We start from the raw sequence: 19,957 nt of genomic DNA, 5'->3' as shown, positions 1-19,957 counted from the left end.
CGGGATCGAACCGCCGACCCTCTGCTTGTAAGGCAGATGCTCTCCCGGCTGAGCTAATCACCCTTCACTCTCGAAGTGGTGCGCATTCTAGGGATGCCCCTTTACCTTGGCAAGCCTTTTTTGAAAAAAATTTTCGAGCAGTTCCAAAGGCTTAGCTTCGGGTTGGCCAATCGAGGCCGGCAGAGAATAATGCGCGCTTCGTGTTCAAGGAGTGTCTCCCCCATGTGGTTCCGCAACCTGCTTGTTTATCGCCTGACCCAGGACGTGCCCTTCGACGCCGAAGCCCTGGAAGCGGCACTGGCCGCCAAGGCCGCGCGCCCCTGCGCCAGCCAGGAGCTGACCACCTACGGTTTCATGGCGCCGTTCGGCAAGGGTGGCGATGCGCCGCTGGTGCACGTCAGCGGTGACTTCCTGCTGATCTCCGCACGCAAGGAAGAACGCATCCTGCCCGGCAGCGTGGTGCGCGATGCCCTGAAGGACAAGGTCGACGAGATCGAGGCGCAGCAAATGCGCAAGGTCTATAAGAAGGAACGCGACCAGCTCAAGGACGAGATCGTCATGAGCTTCCTGCCGCGCGCCTTCATCCGCCGCTCCAGCACCTTCGCCGCCATCGCACCCAAGCTCGGCCTGATCCTGGTCGACAGCGCCAGCGCGAAGAAGGCCGAAGACCTGCTCTCCACCCTGCGCGAAGCCATCGGCTCGCTGCCGGTACGCCCGCTGACCGTGAAGATGGCGCCGACTGCCACCCTCACCGACTGGGTCAAGACCCAGGCCGCCGCGCCGGACTTCTTCGTCCTCGACGAATGCGAGCTGCGTGACACCAGCGAAGACGGCGGTGTGGTGCGCTGCAAGCGCCAGGACCTGACCAGCGAAGAGATCCAGCTGCACCTGTCCTCCGGCAAGCTGGTCACCCAGCTGTCCCTGGCCTGGCAGGACAAGCTGTCCTTCGTGCTGGACGACAAGATGACCGTCAAGCGCCTGCGCTTCGAAGACCTGCTGCAGGACCAGGCTGCCCAGGACGGCGGTGACGAGGCCCTCGGCCAACTGGACGCCAGCTTCACCCTGATGATGCTGACCTTCACCGACTTCCTGCCGGCGCTGTTCGAGGCCTTCGGCGGCGAAGAAGTGCCGGAAGGTATCTGACCAACCGGACAACTCCGGTAACCTTTGCCAGGGCTCGTTCGTCCCCACGGACTTGCCCTGCGCAAGGCATTGTGCAAAATACTGCACAACGCGAGGACGACCTCGCCGCTCCATCCGAGTGATCACCCGGGACGGCCCGTTCATCAGTAGTAAGGAGCCATCCCATGTCCTGGATCATTCTGTTGTTCGCCGGCCTGTTCGAGGTCTGCTGGGCCGTCGGCCTCAAGTACACCGACGGTTTCACCCGCCCCATCCCTACCCTGCTCACCGTCGGCGCCATGATCGTCAGCATCGGCCTGCTCGGCCTGGCCATGAAGGAGCTGCCGCTAGGCACCGCCTATGCCATCTGGACCGGCGTTGGCGCGGTCGGCACGGTGATCGCCGGCATCTTCCTGTTCGGCGAGTCCATGGCCCTGGTACGCCTGCTCAGCGTCGGCCTGATCATCGCCGGGCTGGTCGGCCTCAAGCTCAGCCACTGATTCACGCCCATGAAAAAGCCCGCCGATTGGCGGGCTTTTTTGTTGGCAGCGATCTAGCGCTGATCGCCACGCAGCAGGCTTACCTGCTCCTGCAACACCAGGCGCCCGGTGTCTGCCGGCAGCGGCTGGCCGGCGACCAGATTGACCCGCGACCAGAGGCGTTTGAACAGGCCCTTGTGTGGAGCACGGCTGAAGAAACTGCCCCACAGCCCCTGCAGCGCCATGGGGATTACCGGCACCGGATTGGCTTCGAGGATGCGCTCGACCCCGGCCTTGAACTCGTCGATGTCGCCACTGGTGGTCAGCTTGCCCTCGGGGAAGATGCACACCACCTCGCCCTCGGCCAGGTACTGGGCGATGCGGGCGAAAGCGCGCTCGAACACTTCCGGGTCCTCGCTACGCCCGGCAATCGGCACGGTGCCGGCAGTACGGAAGATGAAGTTCAGCACCGGCAGGTTGTAGATCTTGTAGTACATGACGAAACGTACCGGCCGACGCACCGCGCCGCCGATCAGCAACGCGTCGACGAAGGACACGTGGTTGCACACAAGCACCGCCGCGCCCTCCTCCGGGATCACCTGCAGGTTCTGGTGCTGCACCCGGTACATCGAGTGGCTGAGCATCCAGATGAGGAAGCGCATGGTGAACTCGGGGACGATCTTGAAGATGTACAGGTTCACCGCGATGTTCATCAGCGAGATGGCCAGGAACAGCTGCGGGATGCTCAGCTTGGCCACGCTGAGGAAGAGGATCGACACCACTGCCGCGGCCACCATGAACAGCGCGTTGAGGATGTTGTTGGCGGCGATCACCCGCGCCCGCTCGTGCTCCTCGGTACGCGACTGGATCAGCGCATACAGCGGCACGATGTAGAAGCCACCGAACACGCCCAGGCCGAGGATCGACAACAACACCAGCCAGGCCTCGCCCATCTGCAGCAGGCCCAGCCAGTCGTGCGCCGCAGCCGCCTGCGGGAAGCTGCTGGAAGTGGCCCACAGCAGGATGCCGAACAGCGACAGGCCGAAGGAGCCGAACGGCACCAGGCCGATCTCCACCTTGTGCCCGCTCATGCGCTCGCAGAGCATCGAGCCCAGCGCGATGCCCACCGAGAACACGGTGAGGATCAGCGTCACCACGCTCTCGTCGCCGTGCAGCAGGGTCTTGGCGAAGGCCGGAATCTGCGTCAGGTACACCGCGCCGAGGAACCAGAACCAGGAGCTGCCGATCAGCGAGCGCGACACCGCCGGGCGCTGGCCGAGGCCCAGACGCATGATCTGCCAGGACTGGCGGAAGATGTTCCAGTCCAGCTGCAGTTGCGGCAGTGCGGCGGCGAACCGCGGAATGCTGCGGCTGGCCAGGTAGCCGAGTGCCGCGGTGGCGACAATGGCGATGCCCACCGCCACGCGATAGCCCTCGCTGGACATCAGCAGGCCGGCACCGATGGTGCCGGCGAGGATGGCCAGGAAGGTGCCCATCTCCACCAGTGCGTTGCCGCCCACCAGCTCCTGCTCGCGCAGGGCCACCGGCAGGATCGAGTACTTCACCGGGCCGAACAGCGCCGAGTGGGTACCCATGGCGAACAGCGCCGCCAGCATCAGGTAGAGGTTGTCGAAGAGGAAACCGGCGGCGCCGACCGCCATGATCGCCACCTCGGCCAGCTTGATCGCGCGGATCAGCGAGTCCTTGGCGAACTTCTCGCCGAACTGGCCGCCGAGGGCGGAGAACAGGAAGAACGGCAGGATGAACAGCAGCGCGCAGAGGTTGACCAGCAGATCGCGGTCGGCGCTGACGCTGAGCTTGAACAGGATGGCGAGGATCAACGACTGCTTGAAGATGTTGTCGTTGAACGCGCCAAGCAACTGGGTGATAAAAAACGGCAGGAAGCGCCGGGTGCCGAGCAGGGCGAATTGCGAGTTCTGGGTCATCGTCCTTGTACCTGTCTGAGGCCGAACGGCCGTCCTGCATTGGACAGCATCTGCCCCAGGCAAAGCCACACTCGCGTGTGGCTTTCGCGCACGGGTTCGGAGAAAGCGCCCGCTAGATCGGCAGCTGCCCCAGCCACCAGCGCAACAGGAAGAACACCAGCAGGCCGCCGCCGATGGTTGCCAGCAGGTGGCGAGTCATCGCGGCGATGGCGATGGTGATCAACCCCGCCAGCAGGTAGGCGTTGTCCAGGCTCAGGGCCCAGGTCTTGCCGTCCGGCAACAGCATGCCGGGCACCACGATGGCGGTGAGCACCGCGGTCGGCACGTAGTGCAGGCCCTGGCGCACCAAAGGCGGGAAGCGCAGGTCGGGGAAAGCGAACAGGCTGTAGCGGGTGGCGAAGGTGATCGCCAGCATGCCCAGGATCAGGATCCAGTTTTCCATCAGAACACCTCGTCCTGCAGCAGACGGTAGCGACGCTCCAGCACCACGCCGACGACGATGCCGGCGAAGGCCGCGGCCATCAGGCCGAGCTTGTAGGGCAGCCCGTGGCAGGCCACGGCCACACCGGCGGCGACCAGTGCCGCCGCCACTTGCGGGCGATTGCGCAGCATGGGCACGACGATGCCGATGAAGGTGGCGAGCATGGCGAAGTCCAGGCCCCAGGCAGCGATGTTCGGCACCGCCTGGCCGAACACCAGGCCGATCAGGGTGCAGGCCAACCAGTTGCTGTACATGGCCAGGCCGGCGCCGAGGAAATACCAGTGCTTGTGCGGCGAGGCATCCGTCTCGGCATAGCGGTGCTGGACCACGGCGAAGGCCTCGTCGGTCAGCCAGAACGCCAGGGGCACGCGCCAGCGCTTGGGCAGGTGCCGGACGAAGGGCTGCAGCGTGGCGCTGTACAGGGCGTGGCGCAGGTTGACCACCAGGGTGGTCAGCCACACTACGGCCAGGGTCGCGCCACCGCCGAGCAGGCTGATCGCGATGAATTGCGCGGAGCCGGCGAACACCAGCACCGACATGCCGATGGTCTGCCAGGGCGTGAGGCCGGCGGCGCCGGCCAGGCTGCCGTAGATGATGCCGAACGGCATGGCGCCGAGCAGCATCGGCAGCATGTCGCGTAGGCCTTGTAGAAACTCGTGTTGACGGGACATGGGACCTCCTAGAACCCGGAGGCTAGTCGATCAGTGCGGGGCGGTCTTGAACGATCTTGCGCAGGCGCTGCGATATTCGCCCGGCGCCACGCCGTAGGCCTGCTTGAACTGGCGACCGAGGTGACTCTGGTCGGCGAAGCCCAGCTGCAGCGCCACGTTCAGCGGCGCACAACCCTCGCGCAGCAATGCGCGGGCCTGCTCCAGGCGGCGCTGCTTGAGCCAGGCGTGCGGCGGCAGGCCGGTGGCGCGGCGGAACACCCGGGCGAAGTGGAATGGCGAGAGGTTGACCAGCGTCGCCAGCTCTTCCAGCGAAGGTGGCTCGGCCAGGCTGGAGGCCAGCAAATCCTTGGCCAGGGCCACGGCCTGCGGCTCGCGCCCGGCAAGCGGTGCCTGCGGCACCTTGGCATAGCGCTGGAACAGCAGCAGCAGGGTCTCGCGCCAGGCGGTCTGCTGCTGCAGGGCACCGGCGTCGCTGTCGAGCAGGCGGTGCAGCTGGCCGAAGGCGCGGTGCAGCTCCACGTCCTGCAGCACGCTGACACCGAACGAGGGCGTGCCGCCGGCGTTCAGGCCCAGCTCGGCGAGTACGCCATCGACCTGCGCCGGCGCCGGGTAGAAGCCGCGGTACCACCAGCCCTCGTCGTGGGCCTTGGAGCCGGTGTGCACTTCGTCCGGGTTGATCAGGACCATGCTGCCGACCGGCGCCAGATGGTCGCTGCCGCGATGACGGAAGCGCTGCGCACCACCCTCGATCACGGTGAACACGAAGCCCTCGTGCACATGCGGCGAGAAGCGCTGCTCTATATAGCGCGCGTGCAGCAGCTCCACGCCGCTCAGCGCCGGGCTCTCCCAGAAGCGTGTCCGCTCGCCGCCGGCCATCGCCGTCACGCGCCGAAGCGCGCCTCCAGAGCGGTCTTTACCTGCGGCCACTCGCGATCGGTGATGCTGAACATCACCGTGTCGTCGAGGCGGCCATCGGCCAGGCGCCGGTGATTGCGCAGCACGCCTTCGCGCTCGGCACCGAGCTTGGCGATGGCCTGCTGCGAGCGCAGGTTGCTGGCGGCGGTCTTCAGCTGCACACGCACCAGCTGCCATTCCTCGAAGGCGTGACGCAGCAGCAGGTACTTGATCATGCTGTTCAGCCCGGTGCCGTGCTGGCGGGCGTCGAGCCAGGTGTAGCCGATCTCGGCGGCCGGCAGGCCAGGCATGAAGTCGAAGAAGCGGGTGGTGCCGACCAGTTCCCCGGCCAGGCGAATGACGAACACCACCGCCCTGCCCTCGCGGTGGTCGGCCAGGGCGCCGCGATACCAGTCCGGGCGCAGGGTGCCGTTCATGTACTGCTGGGATTCGCGGTTGGCCTCGGCCAGTTCGAGCAGCCCCGGGATGTCCTCCTCGGCCAGCGGCTCGAGGCGCAGCGCGCCGCGCTGCAAGGTGATGGGCAAGGGCTGGAACATGACGCGAACTCCGGTAAAGCGACAACGGGCGGCCACGCTATCAGGGGTATCCACGCCACTCAAGCCACTTGCGACCTTGGTCGGCCTGACGAGTGGCACGCCGCGTGCGAGACTACAAGCATAATCCCCATGGTCCGCGTGGCCATGTACCTGATTGCGGAGCTCGCATGTCGTTGTCCGGCGGACTGATCGCCTTCGTCGCCCTGGCCTACATGGCCATCCTGTTCGCCATCGCCTTCTATGGCGATCGCCGGCGCACGCCGCTCAAACCGCGCACCCGCGCCTGGGTCTACAGCCTGTCGCTGGCGGTGTACTGCACCAGCTGGACCTTCTTCGGCGCGGTCGGCCAGGCCGCCGGCGAGCTGTGGTCATTCCTGCCGATCTACCTGGGGCCGATCATCGTCCTGATGTTCGCCCCCTGGGTGGTCGAGAAGATGGTGGCGATCAGCAAACAGGAGAACATCACCTCCATCGCCGACTTCATCGCCGCGCGCTACGGCAAGTCGCAGAGCCTGGCGGTGGTGGTGGCGCTGATCTGCCTGGTCGGCGTGCTGCCCTACATCGCCCTGCAGCTCAAGGGCATCGTGCTCGGCGTCAACCTGCTGGTCGGCACCACGCCGAGCCCCACGCGCGGCCAGGACACGGCGCTGATCGTGTCGCTGATCCTCGCCCTGTTCACCGTGCTGTTCGGCACCCGCAGCCTGGACGTCACCGAACACCACCGCGGCATGGTGCTGGCCATCGCCTTCGAGTCGCTGGTCAAGCTGCTGGCCTTCCTCGCCGTCGGCGCCTTCGTCACCTGGGGCCTGTTCGGCGGTTTCGGCGACCTGTTCCAGCGCGCCAGCGAGGCACCTGCCCTGGAAGAATTCTGGTCGCAGACCGTGAGCTGGCCGGCCATGCTGGTGCAGACCGGCCTGGCGATGACCGCGATCATCTGCCTGCCACGCCAGTTCCATGTGGCGGTGGTGGAGAACATCGAGGCCAAGGACCTGCGCCAGGCGCGCTGGGTGTTCCCCATCTACCTGATCCTCGCCGCGCTCTTCGTGGTGCCGATCGCCCTGGCCGGCCAGTTGCTGCTGCCGGAAGGCGTGCAGCCGGACTCCTTCGTGATCAACCTGCCGCTGGCCGAGGCGCACCCGGCGCTGGCCCTGCTGGCCTTCATCGGCGGCGCCTCGGCCGCCACCGGCATGGTCATCGTCGAGGCCGTGGCATTGTCGACCATGGTCTCCAACGACATGCTGCTGCCGGCCCTGCTGCGCCGGCAGAGCGCCGAGCGGCCGTTCGAGGCCTTCCGCCACTGGATGCTCAGCGCCCGGCGCGTCAGCATCGTGGTCATCCTGCTGCTGGCCTATGTCTGCTACCGCCTGCTCGGCACCAACGCCAGCCTAGCCACCATCGGCCAGCTGTCGTTCGCCGCCATCGGCCAGCTGGCACCGGCCATGTTCGGCGCCCTGGTGTGGAAGCAGGCCAACCGCCGCGGCGTGTTCGCCGGCCTGGCCGCCGGCTGTGCCCTGTGGTTCTACACCCTGGTGCTGCCGCTGGTGGCCGGCGGGCTACGCTGGTCGCTGGACAACTTCCCGCTGCTGCCGGAGCTGCTCTACTACCCGGTCGGCATCGAGATCGACCCGCTGACCCGCGGCGTGCTGCTGTCGCTGAGCGGTAACTGGCTGCTGTTCGGCCTGGTCTCCTGGCTCTCCCGCACCCGCGTCTCCGAGCACTGGCAGGCCGGGCGCTTCATCGGCCTGGACACCGGTGCCAAGTCCAGCGGGCGCAACCTGCTGGCCGTGCAGGTGGCCGACCTGATGGCCCTGGCCGCGCGCTTCGTCGGCGAGGAACGCGCGCGGCAGAGCTTCGTGCGCTTCTCCTACCAGCAGGACAAGCCCTTCAACCCCAGCCAGAACGCCGACAGCGACTGGATCGCCCACACCGAACGCCTGCTCGCCGGCGTACTCGGCGCCTCGTCGACCCGCGCCGTGGTGCGCGCAGCCATCGAAGGCCGCGACATGCAGGTCGAGGACGTGGTGCGCATCGTCGACGAAGCTTCCGAGGTGCTGGAGTTCAACCGCGCCCTGCTGCAGGGCGCAATCGAGAACATCACCCAGGGCATCAGCGTGGTCGACCAGAACCTGCGCCTGGTGGCCTGGAACCGCCGCTACCTGGAACTGTTCGAGTATCCCGAGGGGCTGATCGGCGTCGGCCGGCCGATTGCCGACATCATCCGCTACAACGCCGAGCGCGGCCTGTGCGGCCCCGGCGACGTGGAAGAACACGTGACCAAGCGCCTGTACTGGATGCGCCAGGGCAAGGCGCACACCTCCGAGCGCCTGTTCCCCAACGGCCGGGTCATCGAGCTGATCGGCAACCCCATGCCCGGCGGTGGCTTCGTCATGAGCTTCACCGACATCACTGCCTTCCGCCAGGCGGAAAAGGACCTGCTGGAGGCCAACGAAGGGCTGGAGCAGCGCGTCGAGGAACGTACCCGCGAGCTATCGCAACTCAACCAGGCCCTCGGCGAAGCCAAGGGCACCGCGGAGAACGCCAACCAGTCGAAGACCCGCTTCCTCGCCGCGGTCAGCCATGACCTGATGCAACCGCTGAACGCCGCGCGGCTGTTCTCCGCCTCCCTCGCCCACCAGCAGGACGCCCTGCCCCAGGAGGCCCAGGAGCTGGTGCGCCACCTGGACAGCTCGCTGCGTTCGGCCGAAGACCTGATCGCCGACCTGCTGGACATCTCGCGCCTGGAAAGCGGGCGCATCACCCCCGAGCGCAGCCACTTCCCCCTGGCCCAGCTGTTCGAGACCCTGGGCGCCGAGTTCAAGGTGCTGGCCCAGGAGCAGGGTGTGGACTTCCGCCTGATGCCCAGCCGCCTGCGCATCGACAGCGACCCCAAGCTGCTGCGCCGGGTGCTGCAGAACTTCCTCACCAACGCCTTCCGCTATGCCCGCGGCCACGTGCTGCTGGGTGTGCGCCGAGAGGGCGAGTACCTGCGCCTGGAGGTCTGGGACCGCGGGCCGGGCATTCCCGAGGACAAGCGCAAGGTGATCTTCGAGGAGTTCAAGCGCCTCGACAGCCACCAGACCCGCGCCGAAAAGGGCCTCGGCCTGGGCCTGGCGATCGCCGACGGCCTGTGCCGGGTACTCAACCACCGCCTGGAAGTACGCTCCTGGCCGAACAAGGGCAGCGTGTTCAGCGTCAGCGTGCCGCTGGTGCGCAGCGCCGCACCGCAGGCCCTGGCGCCGGCCAACGAACTCAACGGCAGCACCCTGGGCGGCGCCCAGGTGCTGTGCATCGACAACGAGGACAGCATCCTCGCCGGCATGCACAGCCTGCTGTCGCGCTGGGGCTGCCAGGTGTGGACGGCGCGCAACCGCCTGGAATGCGAACACCTGCTGGACGAGGCGGTACAGCCACAGCTGGCGCTGGTCGACTACCATCTGGACGAAGGCGACACCGGTACCGAGCTGATGGCCTGGCTACGCACGCGCCTGGGCCAGCCGCTGCCGGGCGTGGTGATCAGCGCCGACGGCCGCCCGGAGCTGATCGCCGCCGTACATGCCGCCGGCCTCGACTACCTGGCCAAGCCGGTCAAACCGGCGGCGCTGCGGGCGCTGATCAGCCGGCACCTGCCCCTGGCCTGAATCATTGATTTCATCGATAGGAAGTAGCGGGTTTTTGCGCTTTTTATCGGCCATCCATCGATAGATCATGCGCTCCATCCCCGGTGACGCAATCTGGCATCACCGGCCACGGAGTCATCACCATGATCGAAGTACGCCCGTTCGCCTCCCTCGGCCATGCCCACCACGGCTGGCTGAATGCCCGTCACCACTTCTCCTTCGCCGAGTACCAGGACCCGCAGCGCACCAACTGGGGCCGCCTGCGTGTGTGGAACGACGACGAGATCGCTGCCGGCAGCGGCTTCCCAGCGCACCCGCACCACGACATGGAGATCATCACCTACGTTCGTGAAGGCGCCATCACCCACCGCGACAACCTGGGCAACCAGGGCCGCACCGAGGCTGGCGACGTGCAGGTGATGAGTGCGGGCACCGGTATCGCCCACTCCGAGTACAACCTGGAGGACGTCACCACCAAGATCTTCCAGATCTGGATCATCCCGGACCAGCAGGGCGAAGCGCCGTCCTGGGGCGCCAAGCCCTTCCCGAAAGGCGAGCGCGCCGGCCAGTTCGTCATCCTGGCCAGCGGTCATGCCAGCGATGAGGAAGCCCTGCGCATCCGCGCCGACGCCCGCCTCGCCGCCGCCACCCTGGCCGCCGGGCAGAGCGCCGAGTACCCGCTGGGCCGCCTGCGCAAGGGCTACCTGGTAGCCGCCAAGGGCCGCATCGAGGTCAATGGCGTGGAAGCCGCCGAACGCGACGGCGTGGCCGTCGCCGAGGAGGAAGTGGTGCGCATCACCGCACTGGAAGACAGCGAGGTGATCCTGGTCGACGTCGCCTGACGCCGATTATTCGCCGGCCTCGTCCAGCATGGGCAGGCCGGCAGCTCGCTCGATCAGCTCCGGCGCCAGGCTCTTGCTGGCGCGGGCGCCGAGCAGCTTGAGGTTCTCCACCCGATTGATCAGATTGCCACGCCCCTCGCACAGCTTGTTGCGTGCGGCGTCGTAGGCCTTGTCCAACTGCTTGAGGCGGCTGCCGACCTCGTCCAGGTCCTGGATGAAGGCGACGAACTTGTCATACAGCTGTCCCGCCCGCTCGGCGATCTCCAGGGCGTTCTGGCTCTGCCGCTCCTGGCGCCAGAGGCTGTCGATCACCCGCAGGGTAGCCAGCAGCGTGGTCGGACTGACGATCACGATGTGCTGCTCGAAGGCCTCCTGGAACAGCCCCGGATCGGCCTGCAGGGCAGCAGCGAAGGCAGCCTCGATGGGCACGAAGAGCAGGACGAAGTCCAGGCTGTGCAGACCTTCCAGGCGCTGGTAGTCCTTCACCGAGAGACCCTTGAGGTGGCTGCGCAAGCTCAGCACGTGCTGCTTCAGGGCATGGCTGTGTGCGGCCTCGTCCTCGGCGGCGATCATCGCCTGGTAGGCGGTAAGGCTGACCTTGGCATCGACGATCACCTGCTTGTCGCCAGGCAACTGGATCAGCACGTCCGGCTGGAAGCGCTCACCCTCGGCGCCCTTGAGGCTGACCTGGGTGTGATACTCGCGGCCCTTCTCCAGGCCGGCATGCTCCAGCACCCGCTCCAGAATCAGCTCGCCCCAGTTGCCCTGGGTCTTCTGGCCCTTGAGGGCGCGGGTCAAGTTGGTGGCCTCGTCACCCAGGCGCTGGTTGAGCAGTTGCAGGCGCTCCAGCTCCTTGGCCAGGGAGAAACGCTCGCGGGCCTCGTTCTGGTAGCTCTCCTCCACCCGCTTCTCGAAGGCCTGGATGCGCTCCTTGAGCGGATCGAGCAGCTGGCCCAGGCGCTGCTGGCTGGTCTCGGCGAAACGCTGTTCGCGCTCGTCGAAGATCTTCCCGGCCAACTCGGCGAACTGCGCACGCAGCTCGTCACGGGCACCCTGCAAGTCGGTCAGGCGCTGCTGGTGGTGGTCCTGTTGCTCACGCAGCTCGGCGGCGAGTGCGGCGCGCTGGCTCTCCAGCTGGCGCAGCTGGCCTTCCTTCTGTTCACGCTCGCGGCTCCACTCCTGGGCCGCCTGCTGTGCGGCCTCGCGCTCGCGGCCAAGCAACTCGCTCTCGCGACGCAGGGCGGCCAGCTCGGCCTGCTGGCCGCTGTTTTCCTGTTGCAGGGCGCGCTGGTCATCCTGCAGGCCATCTATCTGCGCGCTCAGCCCCTCCTGCGCCAGGCGTGCCTGGCCCAGGCGTTCCTCCAGCAGCAAGCGCTCGCCGGCCTGGGCCGCCTGGGCGCGTTGCAGGCGCCAGGCCAGCACGGCCAGGGGCGCCGCACCGAGCAGCAGGCCCAGCAGCAGGTTGGTCGGATCGAGGACGAAGGAAAGAGGCACGGGCGGGCTCGCTGTCGGGGGTCGGAATGCCCGGCAGTATACCCGCGTGAATCAGGGGGTGAGGCGCTGCAGCAGTCGCTTCGCCTCGTGGGAACCGTGGGCGGCGGCGAGGTCCAGCCAGTGGCGGGCCTGCAACAGGTCGCGCTGGCGCGCCTGGCAGTAGAAGCGCCCCAGTTCCAGCTGGGCGCGCACATCGCTGGCGCGGGCAGCCTGGCGCAGCAACTCCAGGCCTATGCGGCGATCGCGGGCGTTGCCGCAGTCGCGGCACAGCAACTGGCCGAGGCGACTCTGCGCCGCGACCACACCCTGGCGGGCCGGCCGCTTGAGCAGCCTGCCGGCGAAGTGCTTGATGCTGGAGTGATGCCCCAGGCGGGGACGATCGAGAAGCCAGAAGGCCAGACGGATCGGGAGCCGGTGGCTGACATCGGAACGATGCTGGGCCGGCAGAACGCGAGAATTCATGTAAGCAATGGCTGACTTCGGGGCGCGCAACTCTACTCTCTTTTTTCGCCCGGTAAAGACTTGCCAAACGCGACGGCTCTCGCTCTAGAACAACAACTCTAGAAATCCACAGAAGCTGTGGATAACTTTGTGGGCAACTTGGTGGAAACCTTTCTCATCCCCCATTGTCTGCGGCTTCGGCTCAAACTGATGCTTTTTTCACCAATGTAAAAAATCCTTATTTTTCAGCAGCTTAAAAAATGACCACGGAGAATCAAGCGGTTACGACGCTTTGTGACAGAAGCTTGACAAGCTGCCTCGCGATTGTGCACAAGTGCGCCGCTCTAGAGCGCACCCCGCTCCCTTTCGGAGCACCGCCAGCCCTGGCATGCGGCCTGTTGCACACCCTCGGCCGGAGGCATCCGGCCTTACGCCGGCTGCGGCAAACGCCCCTCGACCATGAACAATTCCACGCCAAACAGGCGCGGCGTGTCCGGCATCTGTGCGCTCTTGAAGGCCACATAGCCGGCGGTGGTCTCGCATAGCCAGCGCTGCACGTTGCGCGGCCGCCGCTCACTGAATGCCTCGGGCGCATAGAGCGCCACATTGGTGCCGCCAAGGGGGCAACGCGCCGACGGATACTCGAAGGCTTCCACCCCCGCTTCACGCATTGCACTGCCCAGTTCATGGGTGGCGCGATAGTCGCTGCGGTGGGTCAGCACCTCGCGATGGCGGTCGAACGGCGGCATCTGCAGGCGCACGCCGCGTTCCACCTGATAACGCGCCTCGAAGGAGGAATGCTGGGAGAGAATCCGCGCGCTGGGCGGCGGCACCGCCATGCCCTGCCACAGCACGAAGCGGTAGAAGGCCGTCTCGGCCATCGCCGTCTCCAGCCGGCAGGCGGCGTAGAACAGACTCGGCTCATGGCGCCGGCCAAAGCGCGAGCCCCAGCGCAGCGGTGGATAACGAAAAGGCGTGTGCAACAGATAGTGCAGCGGCTCCTCGCTGGGCGGCAGCGGCGGCTTGCTGCCTTCCAGCAACTGCTCGAGCAGCGCCTGCTCTTCCAGGGTGTCCACCAACTGCACGGTGGCGACCTGTTCCTGGTTCTCCACCAGGCGCACCAGGCGCCCACGCAGTGGAAACATCTGCTCTGCGCCGGCGCAGGCCTGCCAGATATCCATATCAGAACTCACTTGGCCCGGCCTCGGCCGGGCATCGGAAGGGAAATCAGACCTTGCCGCGGATCGCGTCGAGATACTCCACCACGCGCACCAGCCCCTGCACCTGCGCCATCTGCTGCAACGGCACGCCAGCCAGGTGGCGGTTCTCGGTACGCAGGAAGTGGCGCATGTCTTCGAGGTTGCCGCCGAACAGGGCGAACAGCGCACGATAGATGCGGATCAGCAGCAAGGCCAGCTCGCCGGTTTTGCTCTGCGGGCGCAGGCCGCCGCTGTCGCTCCAGCGGCTGATGGCCGAGCGATTCACGCCCACTATCTCCGCCAGTTCCTGCTGGGTCAGGCCCAACTGCTCACGGGTATTGAGCAGGGCCTTGAGCAGTACGGCATCGGCCTGGGCAACGGATTTGCTGAGCGCGCTCATGGCTTACTCCTGGCGTTCGTTAAGCACACATATAGCACAAAAAGTGCGAAACAAACAAAACAGACCGACCACCGAACGAGACTGTGTCCTCGATAGCGAAGGCAGACGGACCATAAGGAACGCCGAACAGCACGTGGCAGCTCATGGCAGAGAGCCCACGCGATCAGGCCATGTCGCTCTCGCTGAACTCCTCGGCCAGGAAGTCGATCAGGGTGCGTACCGAGGGCAGCAGGCCGCGGCGCGACGGGAAGATGGCGTGGACGATGCCGCACTTGGGCGACCAGCCCGGCAGCACTTCCACCAAGGTGCCGGCGGCCAGGTCGTCACGCACCGCCACCCGCGGGAGGTGCACGATGCCCACGCCGGCCAGCGCACCATTGCGCAGGGCCAGCAGGTCGTCGGTGATCATCCGCGGCTGGTGCGCGATCACCAGCCGCGCATCGTCCGCCCCCAGCAACTCCCACTGATAGTCGCGCTGCGCGCCGCCCCAGTGCAGGCTCGGCAAACGACTCAGCTCCTCGGGGGCGAAGTCCTGGGGCAGGGAGGCCAGAAGGCCCGGTTGCCCCACCAGGCACTGGGTACTGGCGCCCAGCACCTTCATCACCATGTCGGTGTTCTCCAGCGGTGGAAAGCGCACCCGCAGGGCGACATCGAAGCCCTCGTGGAGCAGATCCACGCGGCGGTTGGTGCTCTCGACGTACAGCTCCACCAGCGGGTACTTGAGCATGTAGCGGGTCAGCATCGGCCCGACCCAGGAATTCAGCAGCGTCGTTGGGCAGGCCAGACGCACCAGGCCGCGCGGCTCGCAGCGGTTGCGCTCGATGACCTCCGCAGCCCCCTCGGCTTCCACGCGCATCGCCAGGCAACGCTGGTAGTACTCCTGGCCGATCTCGGTGAGCGACAGGTGGCGGCTGGTGCGGTGCAGCAGGCGCACGCCGAGGCGCTCCTCGAGCTGGGCGATGCGCCGGCTGAGCTTGGACTTGGGCATATCCAGCGCGCGCCCGGCTGCGGCGAAGCCGCCCCGCTCCACCACCTGGGTGAAGTAGTAGAGGCTGTTGAGGTCTTCCATAGATCGTTCTCCAAATAGAACGCTAGAGGCAATTTTCGCAGTCTAGCGCGCCAAAGGTCTCGAATTTAATCTTTCTTCCATGCAGTGACGCACTGCAAGACGAAACCAAACACCGGCCCAGCCGGAACCTACTGAAAGCAAATCGAGGACTTCACCATGGCCAACACCACCTACAACCGCCTGGACAAAGACAACGCCGTCGTTCTGCTGGTCGACCACCAGGCCGGCCTGCTCTCCCTGGTTCGCGACATCGAGCCGGACAAGTTCAAGAACAACGTGCTGGCCCTGGCTGACCTCGCCAAGTTCTTCAACCTGCCAACCATCCTCACCACCAGCTTCGAAACCGGCCCCAACGGCCCGCTGGTTCCCGAGCTGAAAGAGATGTTCCCCGACGCGCCGTACATCGCCCGCCCTGGCCAGATCAACGCCTGGGACAACGAAGACTTCGTCAAGGCGATCAAGGCCACCGGCAAGAAGCAGCTGATCATCGCCGGTGTGGTCACCGAAGTGTGCGTGGCGTTCCCGGCCCTGTCGGCGATCGAGGAAGGTTTCGATGTGTTCGTCGTCACCGATGCTTCCGGCACCTTCAACCAGATCACCCGTGACTCCGCCTGGAGCCGTATGACCCAGGCCGGCGCGCAGCTGATGAACTGGTTCGCCGTGGCCTGCGAGCTGCACCGCGACTGGCGCAACGACGTGGAAGGCCTGGCCAAGATCTGCTCCGACCATATCCCGGACTACCGCAACCTGATCACCAGCTACAGCGCCCTGACCGCCGGCAAGTGAGCCACCGCGCATAAAAAACCGGAGCCTGATGCAGGCTCCGGTTTTTCTTTGTGCCCTGAAAACTCGCAAGCACGGCGCAGGCCACTCAAATCGCCGGAGCAATTCAAGGCTTTCCGCGCTCATAGCTCTCAGGCAACCCCGAGGAGCGAGCCATGAGCCTTGAACACCCAGAACTGATAGTCATGCGCGAGCGCCGCAACGTGGCGCAGGCCGAGCTTGAGCGCTACGCGCTTGAGCAATATCCAATCGACAGCGAAGAAAAATCGCTTGGCCTGGCCATGCGGCAAAAGGCCGTGGCCGCCATCGAGGAAGAGATGCGCCATGTGGCGCTGGACGGCAAAGCAGAATAGGGACGCTATTTCCAGCTTTGCCCTGAACAGAGCTCGCTCCCCTCTCTAGTCGGCCAACTGCGCGCGGGACCGTCGGATTATCTTCCTGCAATACATGTGATCAGGATTTGCGATACTGCCTGGCAATGCCCAACTCGCTGGCAGCGCCCAGGGATCGCGCGCTTCCAATATTCCTTCAGTGCTCGGCTTCCATCGCTGGCTCCTCACTTGCCCGAATCCATGGTCACCACCGTCATCCTCGGCATGCTCTGCGTGCACCTGCTCTGTTTCTGCGTGATGTTCCTGCTGATCAGCACACGGCTGAATGGCAAGAAGATGGGCATGGAAGTCTTTGCCCTGGGCAATTTCCTGCTCGGCACCGCCTACATCCTGCAGTTGCTGGGCGGCCCCGCGGGTTGGGGAGTGATGAGCGTCATCAACCACACGCTGACGCTGTGCGCCCCCGTCGCCTATGTGCTGGGCGCCCTGCGCTTCTTCGATCGGCCAACCTCCGTGTGGCGCCCCCTGCTGGCGCTGGCCGGTGGCTACACCCTGGCACAGGTACTGGTGCAATGGGCGCTCGGCAGTGAGGCGCGCCATGCCCTGCTGGCGGGTTCGTGCGCGACACTGTTCCTAGCCATGATGGTGGGCGTGCTCTATGCCGGGCGCACCGTGGCCAAGGACCTACGCGCCGAGATGGTGGTGTTTGCCGTGCTGATCGGCGGCATCTGCGTACTGAACGCCGCGAAGCTGGTGATGATCCTCTCCGGCGGCATGGCGGCGCTCGATCTGAACACCAGTTTCCAGAGGACTTTCTACATCTACATGTCATTCCTCGGAACGGTGCTGCCGCCTTGCGCCGTCTGGCTGGTGTTGCGCCGCCTCACCGATGAGCTGCGCAGCATGGCCGCCCATGACCCGCTCACCCGCCTGCTGAACCGCCGCGGACTGATGGATGGGCTGGATGCACACTTCCGTTCCCGCACCGCTGGGCCCGCACACCTGCTGATCGTGGATATCGACCACTTCAAGAGCATCAACGACACCCATGGCCACAAGGTCGGTGACCTCGTGCTGTGCCACGTTGCCCAGGTCCTCAAGGCCAACGCCCGCCAAGGCGATCTGATCTGCCGCCTGGGCGGCGAGGAGTTCGCGATCATCAGCCTGGACACCGACAGGGCCGGAGTCTTGCAGCTGGCAGAGCGCACGCGGGCGGCGATCGAACACAGTGCTGTGCCGGGAGCCAGTCCGACTCGGCCGCTGCGCTGCAGCGTGACCATCGGTGTTTCGAATGAATTCAGCAGTGCCCAGGCACTCGACGAGTCCATGCAGCAGGCCGATGCCGCGCTGTACCGGGGCAAGGCCTCAGGACGCAATCGCGTCGAATGGGCCCACGCGCAGTAGATCAGGCCAGGTTGTGGCTGCCCGTGTAGGGCCAGTTGCAGGTACTGACTCGCGGGCGAAGACGGCCTAACTGGTCTTGCTGCATTTCGGCTCGACCGTGAAGGTGCGGGAAACATCCACGGCGCCGAGATGCTCCAGCGTTCTCCGGCCAATCAGCACCGGATAGAGCATCTTGCTGCGGTTGTTGAGCGAGAACTCTTCGTCGTAGATCTTGTTGCCGATGCACATCTTCAGGCGCACCACGGGGCGCCGGTCAGCCCCACCCGCGCCTCTTACCTTGATGTTGCGCTCCACCTTACGCTCGAACGGGATGCTGACCGACTTCTCGGTGTTGCTGTCCTGTACCTCGACATTGAATTTCACCCACTTCTCACCGTCCTTCTCGAAGCGCTTGATATCCGATGCATCCATCGACGAGGTCAGCGCCCCCGTGTCCAGCTTCATCTTTAGCGAGACATTTTCAGGTAGCAGCAAGCCCTCCTCTATCCAGCCGATGCTCTTGGCGGTGGGCTGATTGGCCGAGATTGCCGGGGCGGCGACAAGCAACGACAAGAGGACGAGAACGGGTGCCGAGCTGCTCATAGGGGGCTCCTGAAAAAGGGCGACATGAGCGGTAAGGTGTCCTGCGTTCTGTAAATGTTCCGTGAAATCGACCGACAGCTCGTCGGCTGCAGTGGAGTAGGCCATGAGGGCCGTTGCGCTGATGATCGCCAGGAACATCACCCACAGATACAACCGTGGCGCCTGCTCGAATGGCGCCAGCGCAGCCTTCGGCGCCAGGCTTACCGCCTGACGCCTGCTGTCGGCCGCTCTCGCACGCTAGAAAGCGTTCCACCTAGCCAAGCGACTTCACCAGCATGGGCTGGAAGAGCGGTGAGTAATCCTGCTGCCGCTCCAGCCCGGCGACGAACGCCAGCACCTCATCCTGGGCCCTGCGGTCGATATGCGGCGCCGCCATCTTGCGCAACTTGCGTTCGAAGTCGGCATCGCTCATCGGCGTTTCCAGGGAGCCGGGACCGCTGAGCATTTCGCTGCTAAGCACTTCGCCAGAACGCAGGGTCAGCGTCACCCGGTTGCCCAGCTGCTGGGGAAAACGCTGGGTCAGCGCCGGGTCTTCGCTGACAGTGGTGCGGCTCATCAGGGCGATGGCGCGCGGGTCGGCGATCTGCTCTGGCGCGTAGGAATCCAGGGTGATGTCGCCATCCAGCAGGGCCCGCGCGACGTTGTAGGGCAGGCTGTGATCGGCGGTTTCGCGCGTGCGCGGCCGCCACTTCTCCGGGTCGGCGAGCACCCGGCGGTTGAACTCCGAGGTTTCGATGTGGATGGTCTCGATGGCGTCGAGATCGCCAACCCGCGCACGCAGGTCGATGCCAGCCCACACCGCCGTGTGCAACTCGCCATTGGTAGGGAAAGTCTTGGTCAGCGAACGCAGGATAGCGAAGTCGCCGTTCGCACGATTGCCGAAGCGCTCGACATCCAGACTGAACTCACCCGTCACCTGGCGGAAGAACCCCATGTCACCCTCGAACACCGGTGCCGGTCCGGTCATGCAGTGGCGTGCCAGACTGGCGGCGAAGATGGCGTTGCGCGCCGCGTTCGCCGCCGAGCAGCCCTTCCAGTCGGACAGCGAGCCCGAACGCACCTGACGCATTGCCAGGTGCGCGCAGAGGGCGATGTTGATCGCCTGCTCGGCCTGCTCCTCGTCCAGCCGCATCAGCCGCGCAGCCGCGGCGGCCATCGCCACGTTGATGTAGTTGACGTGGTCCCAGCCGCGCTTGTTCAGGCTGGCGGCGTCCTGCAGGCGCATCTGGATTTCGTAGGCGATGACGATGGCCATGATCAGCTCGCTGCCCGTGGCGCCTTCGGCCTCGGCCAGGGCCAGGCAGGCGGGAATGCTGTCGCTGGGGTGGCCGGGCTCAAGGCCCATGTAGCCGTCGTTGTAGTCGAGGAAGCGGACCATGATGCCGTTGGCGAAGGCGGCCAGTTCCGGCGTGGTACGCAGATCGGTGCCGAATACGCTGGACGCCGGCTGGTGCACCTGCGTGGCCACCGCGATGGCCGCCTCCACCGGCTTCGCGCCGTAGGCGCCGAGGATGCAGGCCAGGCTGTCGACGAAGCGCCGGCGCACGCAGGCGGTCACCGTGTCGGGCAGATCATCGATGGATAGATTGCAGGCATAGCGGGCCAGGCGCCGCGCCAATGTGGGTTCGGACATGAAGATTCTCC

19 protein-coding genes are annotated in these 19,957 nt (G+C 65.8%); 7 read left to right on the top strand and 12 right to left on the bottom strand.

All coding sequences use genetic code 11. The features are described 5' to 3' along the window. The first annotated feature begins 222 nt into the window (after window positions 1-222). Complete coding sequence (gene rdgC / locus PTT45_RS07385; protein WP_273812405.1) at window positions 223-1,143, top strand: recombination-associated protein RdgC; 921 nt, start codon at window positions 223-225, stop codon at window positions 1,141-1,143. A 164-nt stretch (window positions 1,144-1,307) separates the two neighbouring features. Beyond that, entirely contained in the window at window positions 1,308-1,622 is a 315-nt protein-coding gene (gene sugE / locus PTT45_RS07380; RefSeq protein WP_273812404.1) for a quaternary ammonium compound efflux SMR transporter SugE, read from the top strand. Window positions 1,623-1,675: 53 nt separating this feature from the next. Here sugE and PTT45_RS07375 read toward each other — a convergent pair whose 3' ends face one another. From PTT45_RS07375 to PTT45_RS07355, 5 genes are all read right to left on the bottom strand, one after another. After that, window positions 1,676-3,547, bottom strand: coding sequence for an MFS transporter (locus PTT45_RS07375; RefSeq protein WP_273812403.1), 1,872 nt, complete (start codon window positions 3,545-3,547; stop codon window positions 1,676-1,678). A gap of 112 nt (window positions 3,548-3,659) precedes the next feature. After that, window positions 3,660-3,989 carry an AzlD domain-containing protein gene (locus PTT45_RS07370; RefSeq protein ID WP_273812402.1) on the bottom strand — a complete coding sequence of 110 codons (330 nt, stop codon included), beginning with the start codon at window positions 3,987-3,989 and terminating at the stop codon, window positions 3,660-3,662. Beyond that, entirely contained in the window at window positions 3,989-4,699 is a 711-nt protein-coding gene (locus PTT45_RS07365) for an AzlC family ABC transporter permease (RefSeq protein WP_273812401.1), read from the bottom strand. Before PTT45_RS07365 ends, PTT45_RS07370 begins: the two co-directional genes overlap by 1 nt. A 30-nt stretch (window positions 4,700-4,729) precedes the next feature. Next, complete coding sequence (locus PTT45_RS07360) at window positions 4,730-5,575, bottom strand: helix-turn-helix transcriptional regulator (protein ID WP_273812792.1); 846 nt, start codon at window positions 5,573-5,575, stop codon at window positions 4,730-4,732. Between the two features lie 5 nt (window positions 5,576-5,580). Further along, window positions 5,581-6,150, bottom strand: a complete 570-nt coding sequence (locus PTT45_RS07355) for a GNAT family N-acetyltransferase (RefSeq protein WP_273812399.1) — start codon at window positions 6,148-6,150, stop codon at window positions 5,581-5,583. 167 nt (window positions 6,151-6,317) lie between these two features. On the opposite strand from PTT45_RS07355, the gene PTT45_RS07350 reads away from it, so the two are divergent. After that, window positions 6,318-9,788, top strand: coding sequence for a hybrid sensor histidine kinase/response regulator (locus PTT45_RS07350; protein ID WP_273812397.1), 3,471 nt, complete (start codon window positions 6,318-6,320; stop codon window positions 9,786-9,788). Window positions 9,789-9,910: 122 nt separating this feature from the next. Then, a complete protein-coding gene (locus PTT45_RS07345; RefSeq protein ID WP_273812396.1) occupies window positions 9,911-10,609 on the top strand; it encodes a pirin family protein in 699 nt (232 codons plus the stop codon). A gap of 6 nt (window positions 10,610-10,615) precedes the next feature. Here the strand turns inward: PTT45_RS07345 and rmuC are convergent, their stop codons facing one another. From rmuC to PTT45_RS07320, 5 genes are all read right to left on the bottom strand, one after another. Continuing rightward, window positions 10,616-11,977 (bottom strand): DNA recombination protein RmuC, encoded by a 1,362-nt coding sequence (gene rmuC / locus PTT45_RS07340; RefSeq protein ID WP_273812790.1) that lies wholly within the window; start codon window positions 11,975-11,977, stop codon window positions 10,616-10,618. A 177-nt stretch (window positions 11,978-12,154) separates the two neighbouring features. Continuing rightward, the gene (locus PTT45_RS07335) at window positions 12,155-12,565 is read right to left on the bottom strand and encodes a tetratricopeptide repeat protein (RefSeq protein WP_273812395.1); all 411 of its coding nucleotides are present in this window, start codon (window positions 12,563-12,565) and stop codon (window positions 12,155-12,157) included. Between the two features lie 407 nt (window positions 12,566-12,972). Further along, complete coding sequence (locus PTT45_RS07330; protein ID WP_273812393.1) at window positions 12,973-13,725, bottom strand: RES family NAD+ phosphorylase; 753 nt, start codon at window positions 13,723-13,725, stop codon at window positions 12,973-12,975. A 46-nt stretch (window positions 13,726-13,771) separates the two neighbouring features. Beyond that, window positions 13,772-14,143, bottom strand: coding sequence for an antitoxin Xre/MbcA/ParS toxin-binding domain-containing protein (locus PTT45_RS07325; protein WP_273812392.1), 372 nt, complete (start codon window positions 14,141-14,143; stop codon window positions 13,772-13,774). 163 nt (window positions 14,144-14,306) lie between these two features. Next, window positions 14,307-15,212 (bottom strand): LysR family transcriptional regulator, encoded by a 906-nt coding sequence (locus PTT45_RS07320; RefSeq protein ID WP_273812391.1) that lies wholly within the window; start codon window positions 15,210-15,212, stop codon window positions 14,307-14,309. Window positions 15,213-15,368: 156 nt separating this feature from the next. On the opposite strand from PTT45_RS07320, the gene ycaC reads away from it, so the two are divergent. From ycaC to PTT45_RS07305, 3 genes are all read left to right on the top strand, one after another. Beyond that, a complete protein-coding gene (gene ycaC, locus PTT45_RS07315) occupies window positions 15,369-15,998 on the top strand; it encodes an isochorismate family cysteine hydrolase YcaC (protein WP_273812390.1) in 630 nt (209 codons plus the stop codon). 152 nt (window positions 15,999-16,150) lie between these two features. Continuing rightward, complete coding sequence (locus PTT45_RS07310) at window positions 16,151-16,348, top strand: hypothetical protein (RefSeq protein ID WP_273812389.1); 198 nt, start codon at window positions 16,151-16,153, stop codon at window positions 16,346-16,348. A gap of 207 nt (window positions 16,349-16,555) precedes the next feature. Then, the gene (locus tag PTT45_RS07305) at window positions 16,556-17,731 is read left to right on the top strand and encodes a GGDEF domain-containing protein (RefSeq protein WP_273812387.1); all 1,176 of its coding nucleotides are present in this window, start codon (window positions 16,556-16,558) and stop codon (window positions 17,729-17,731) included. Window positions 17,732-17,797: 66 nt separating this feature from the next. Here PTT45_RS07305 and rloA3 read toward each other — a convergent pair whose 3' ends face one another. Together rloA3 and PTT45_RS07295 are read right to left on the bottom strand one after the other, a co-directional pair. Continuing rightward, window positions 17,798-18,313 carry a retropepsin-like aspartic peptidase RloA3 gene (gene rloA3, locus PTT45_RS07300; protein WP_273812788.1) on the bottom strand — a complete coding sequence of 172 codons (516 nt, stop codon included), beginning with the start codon at window positions 18,311-18,313 and terminating at the stop codon, window positions 17,798-17,800. A gap of 253 nt (window positions 18,314-18,566) precedes the next feature. Continuing rightward, complete coding sequence (locus PTT45_RS07295; protein WP_273812386.1) at window positions 18,567-19,946, bottom strand: MmgE/PrpD family protein; 1,380 nt, start codon at window positions 19,944-19,946, stop codon at window positions 18,567-18,569. Between the last annotated feature and the right edge of the window lie 11 nt (window positions 19,947-19,957).

The organism is Pseudomonas sp. Gutcm_11s (assembly GCF_028649395.1).
GTDB lineage: Bacteria > Pseudomonadota > Gammaproteobacteria > Pseudomonadales > Pseudomonadaceae > Aquipseudomonas.
This window is presented reverse-complemented; position numbering and strand designations above follow the sequence as displayed.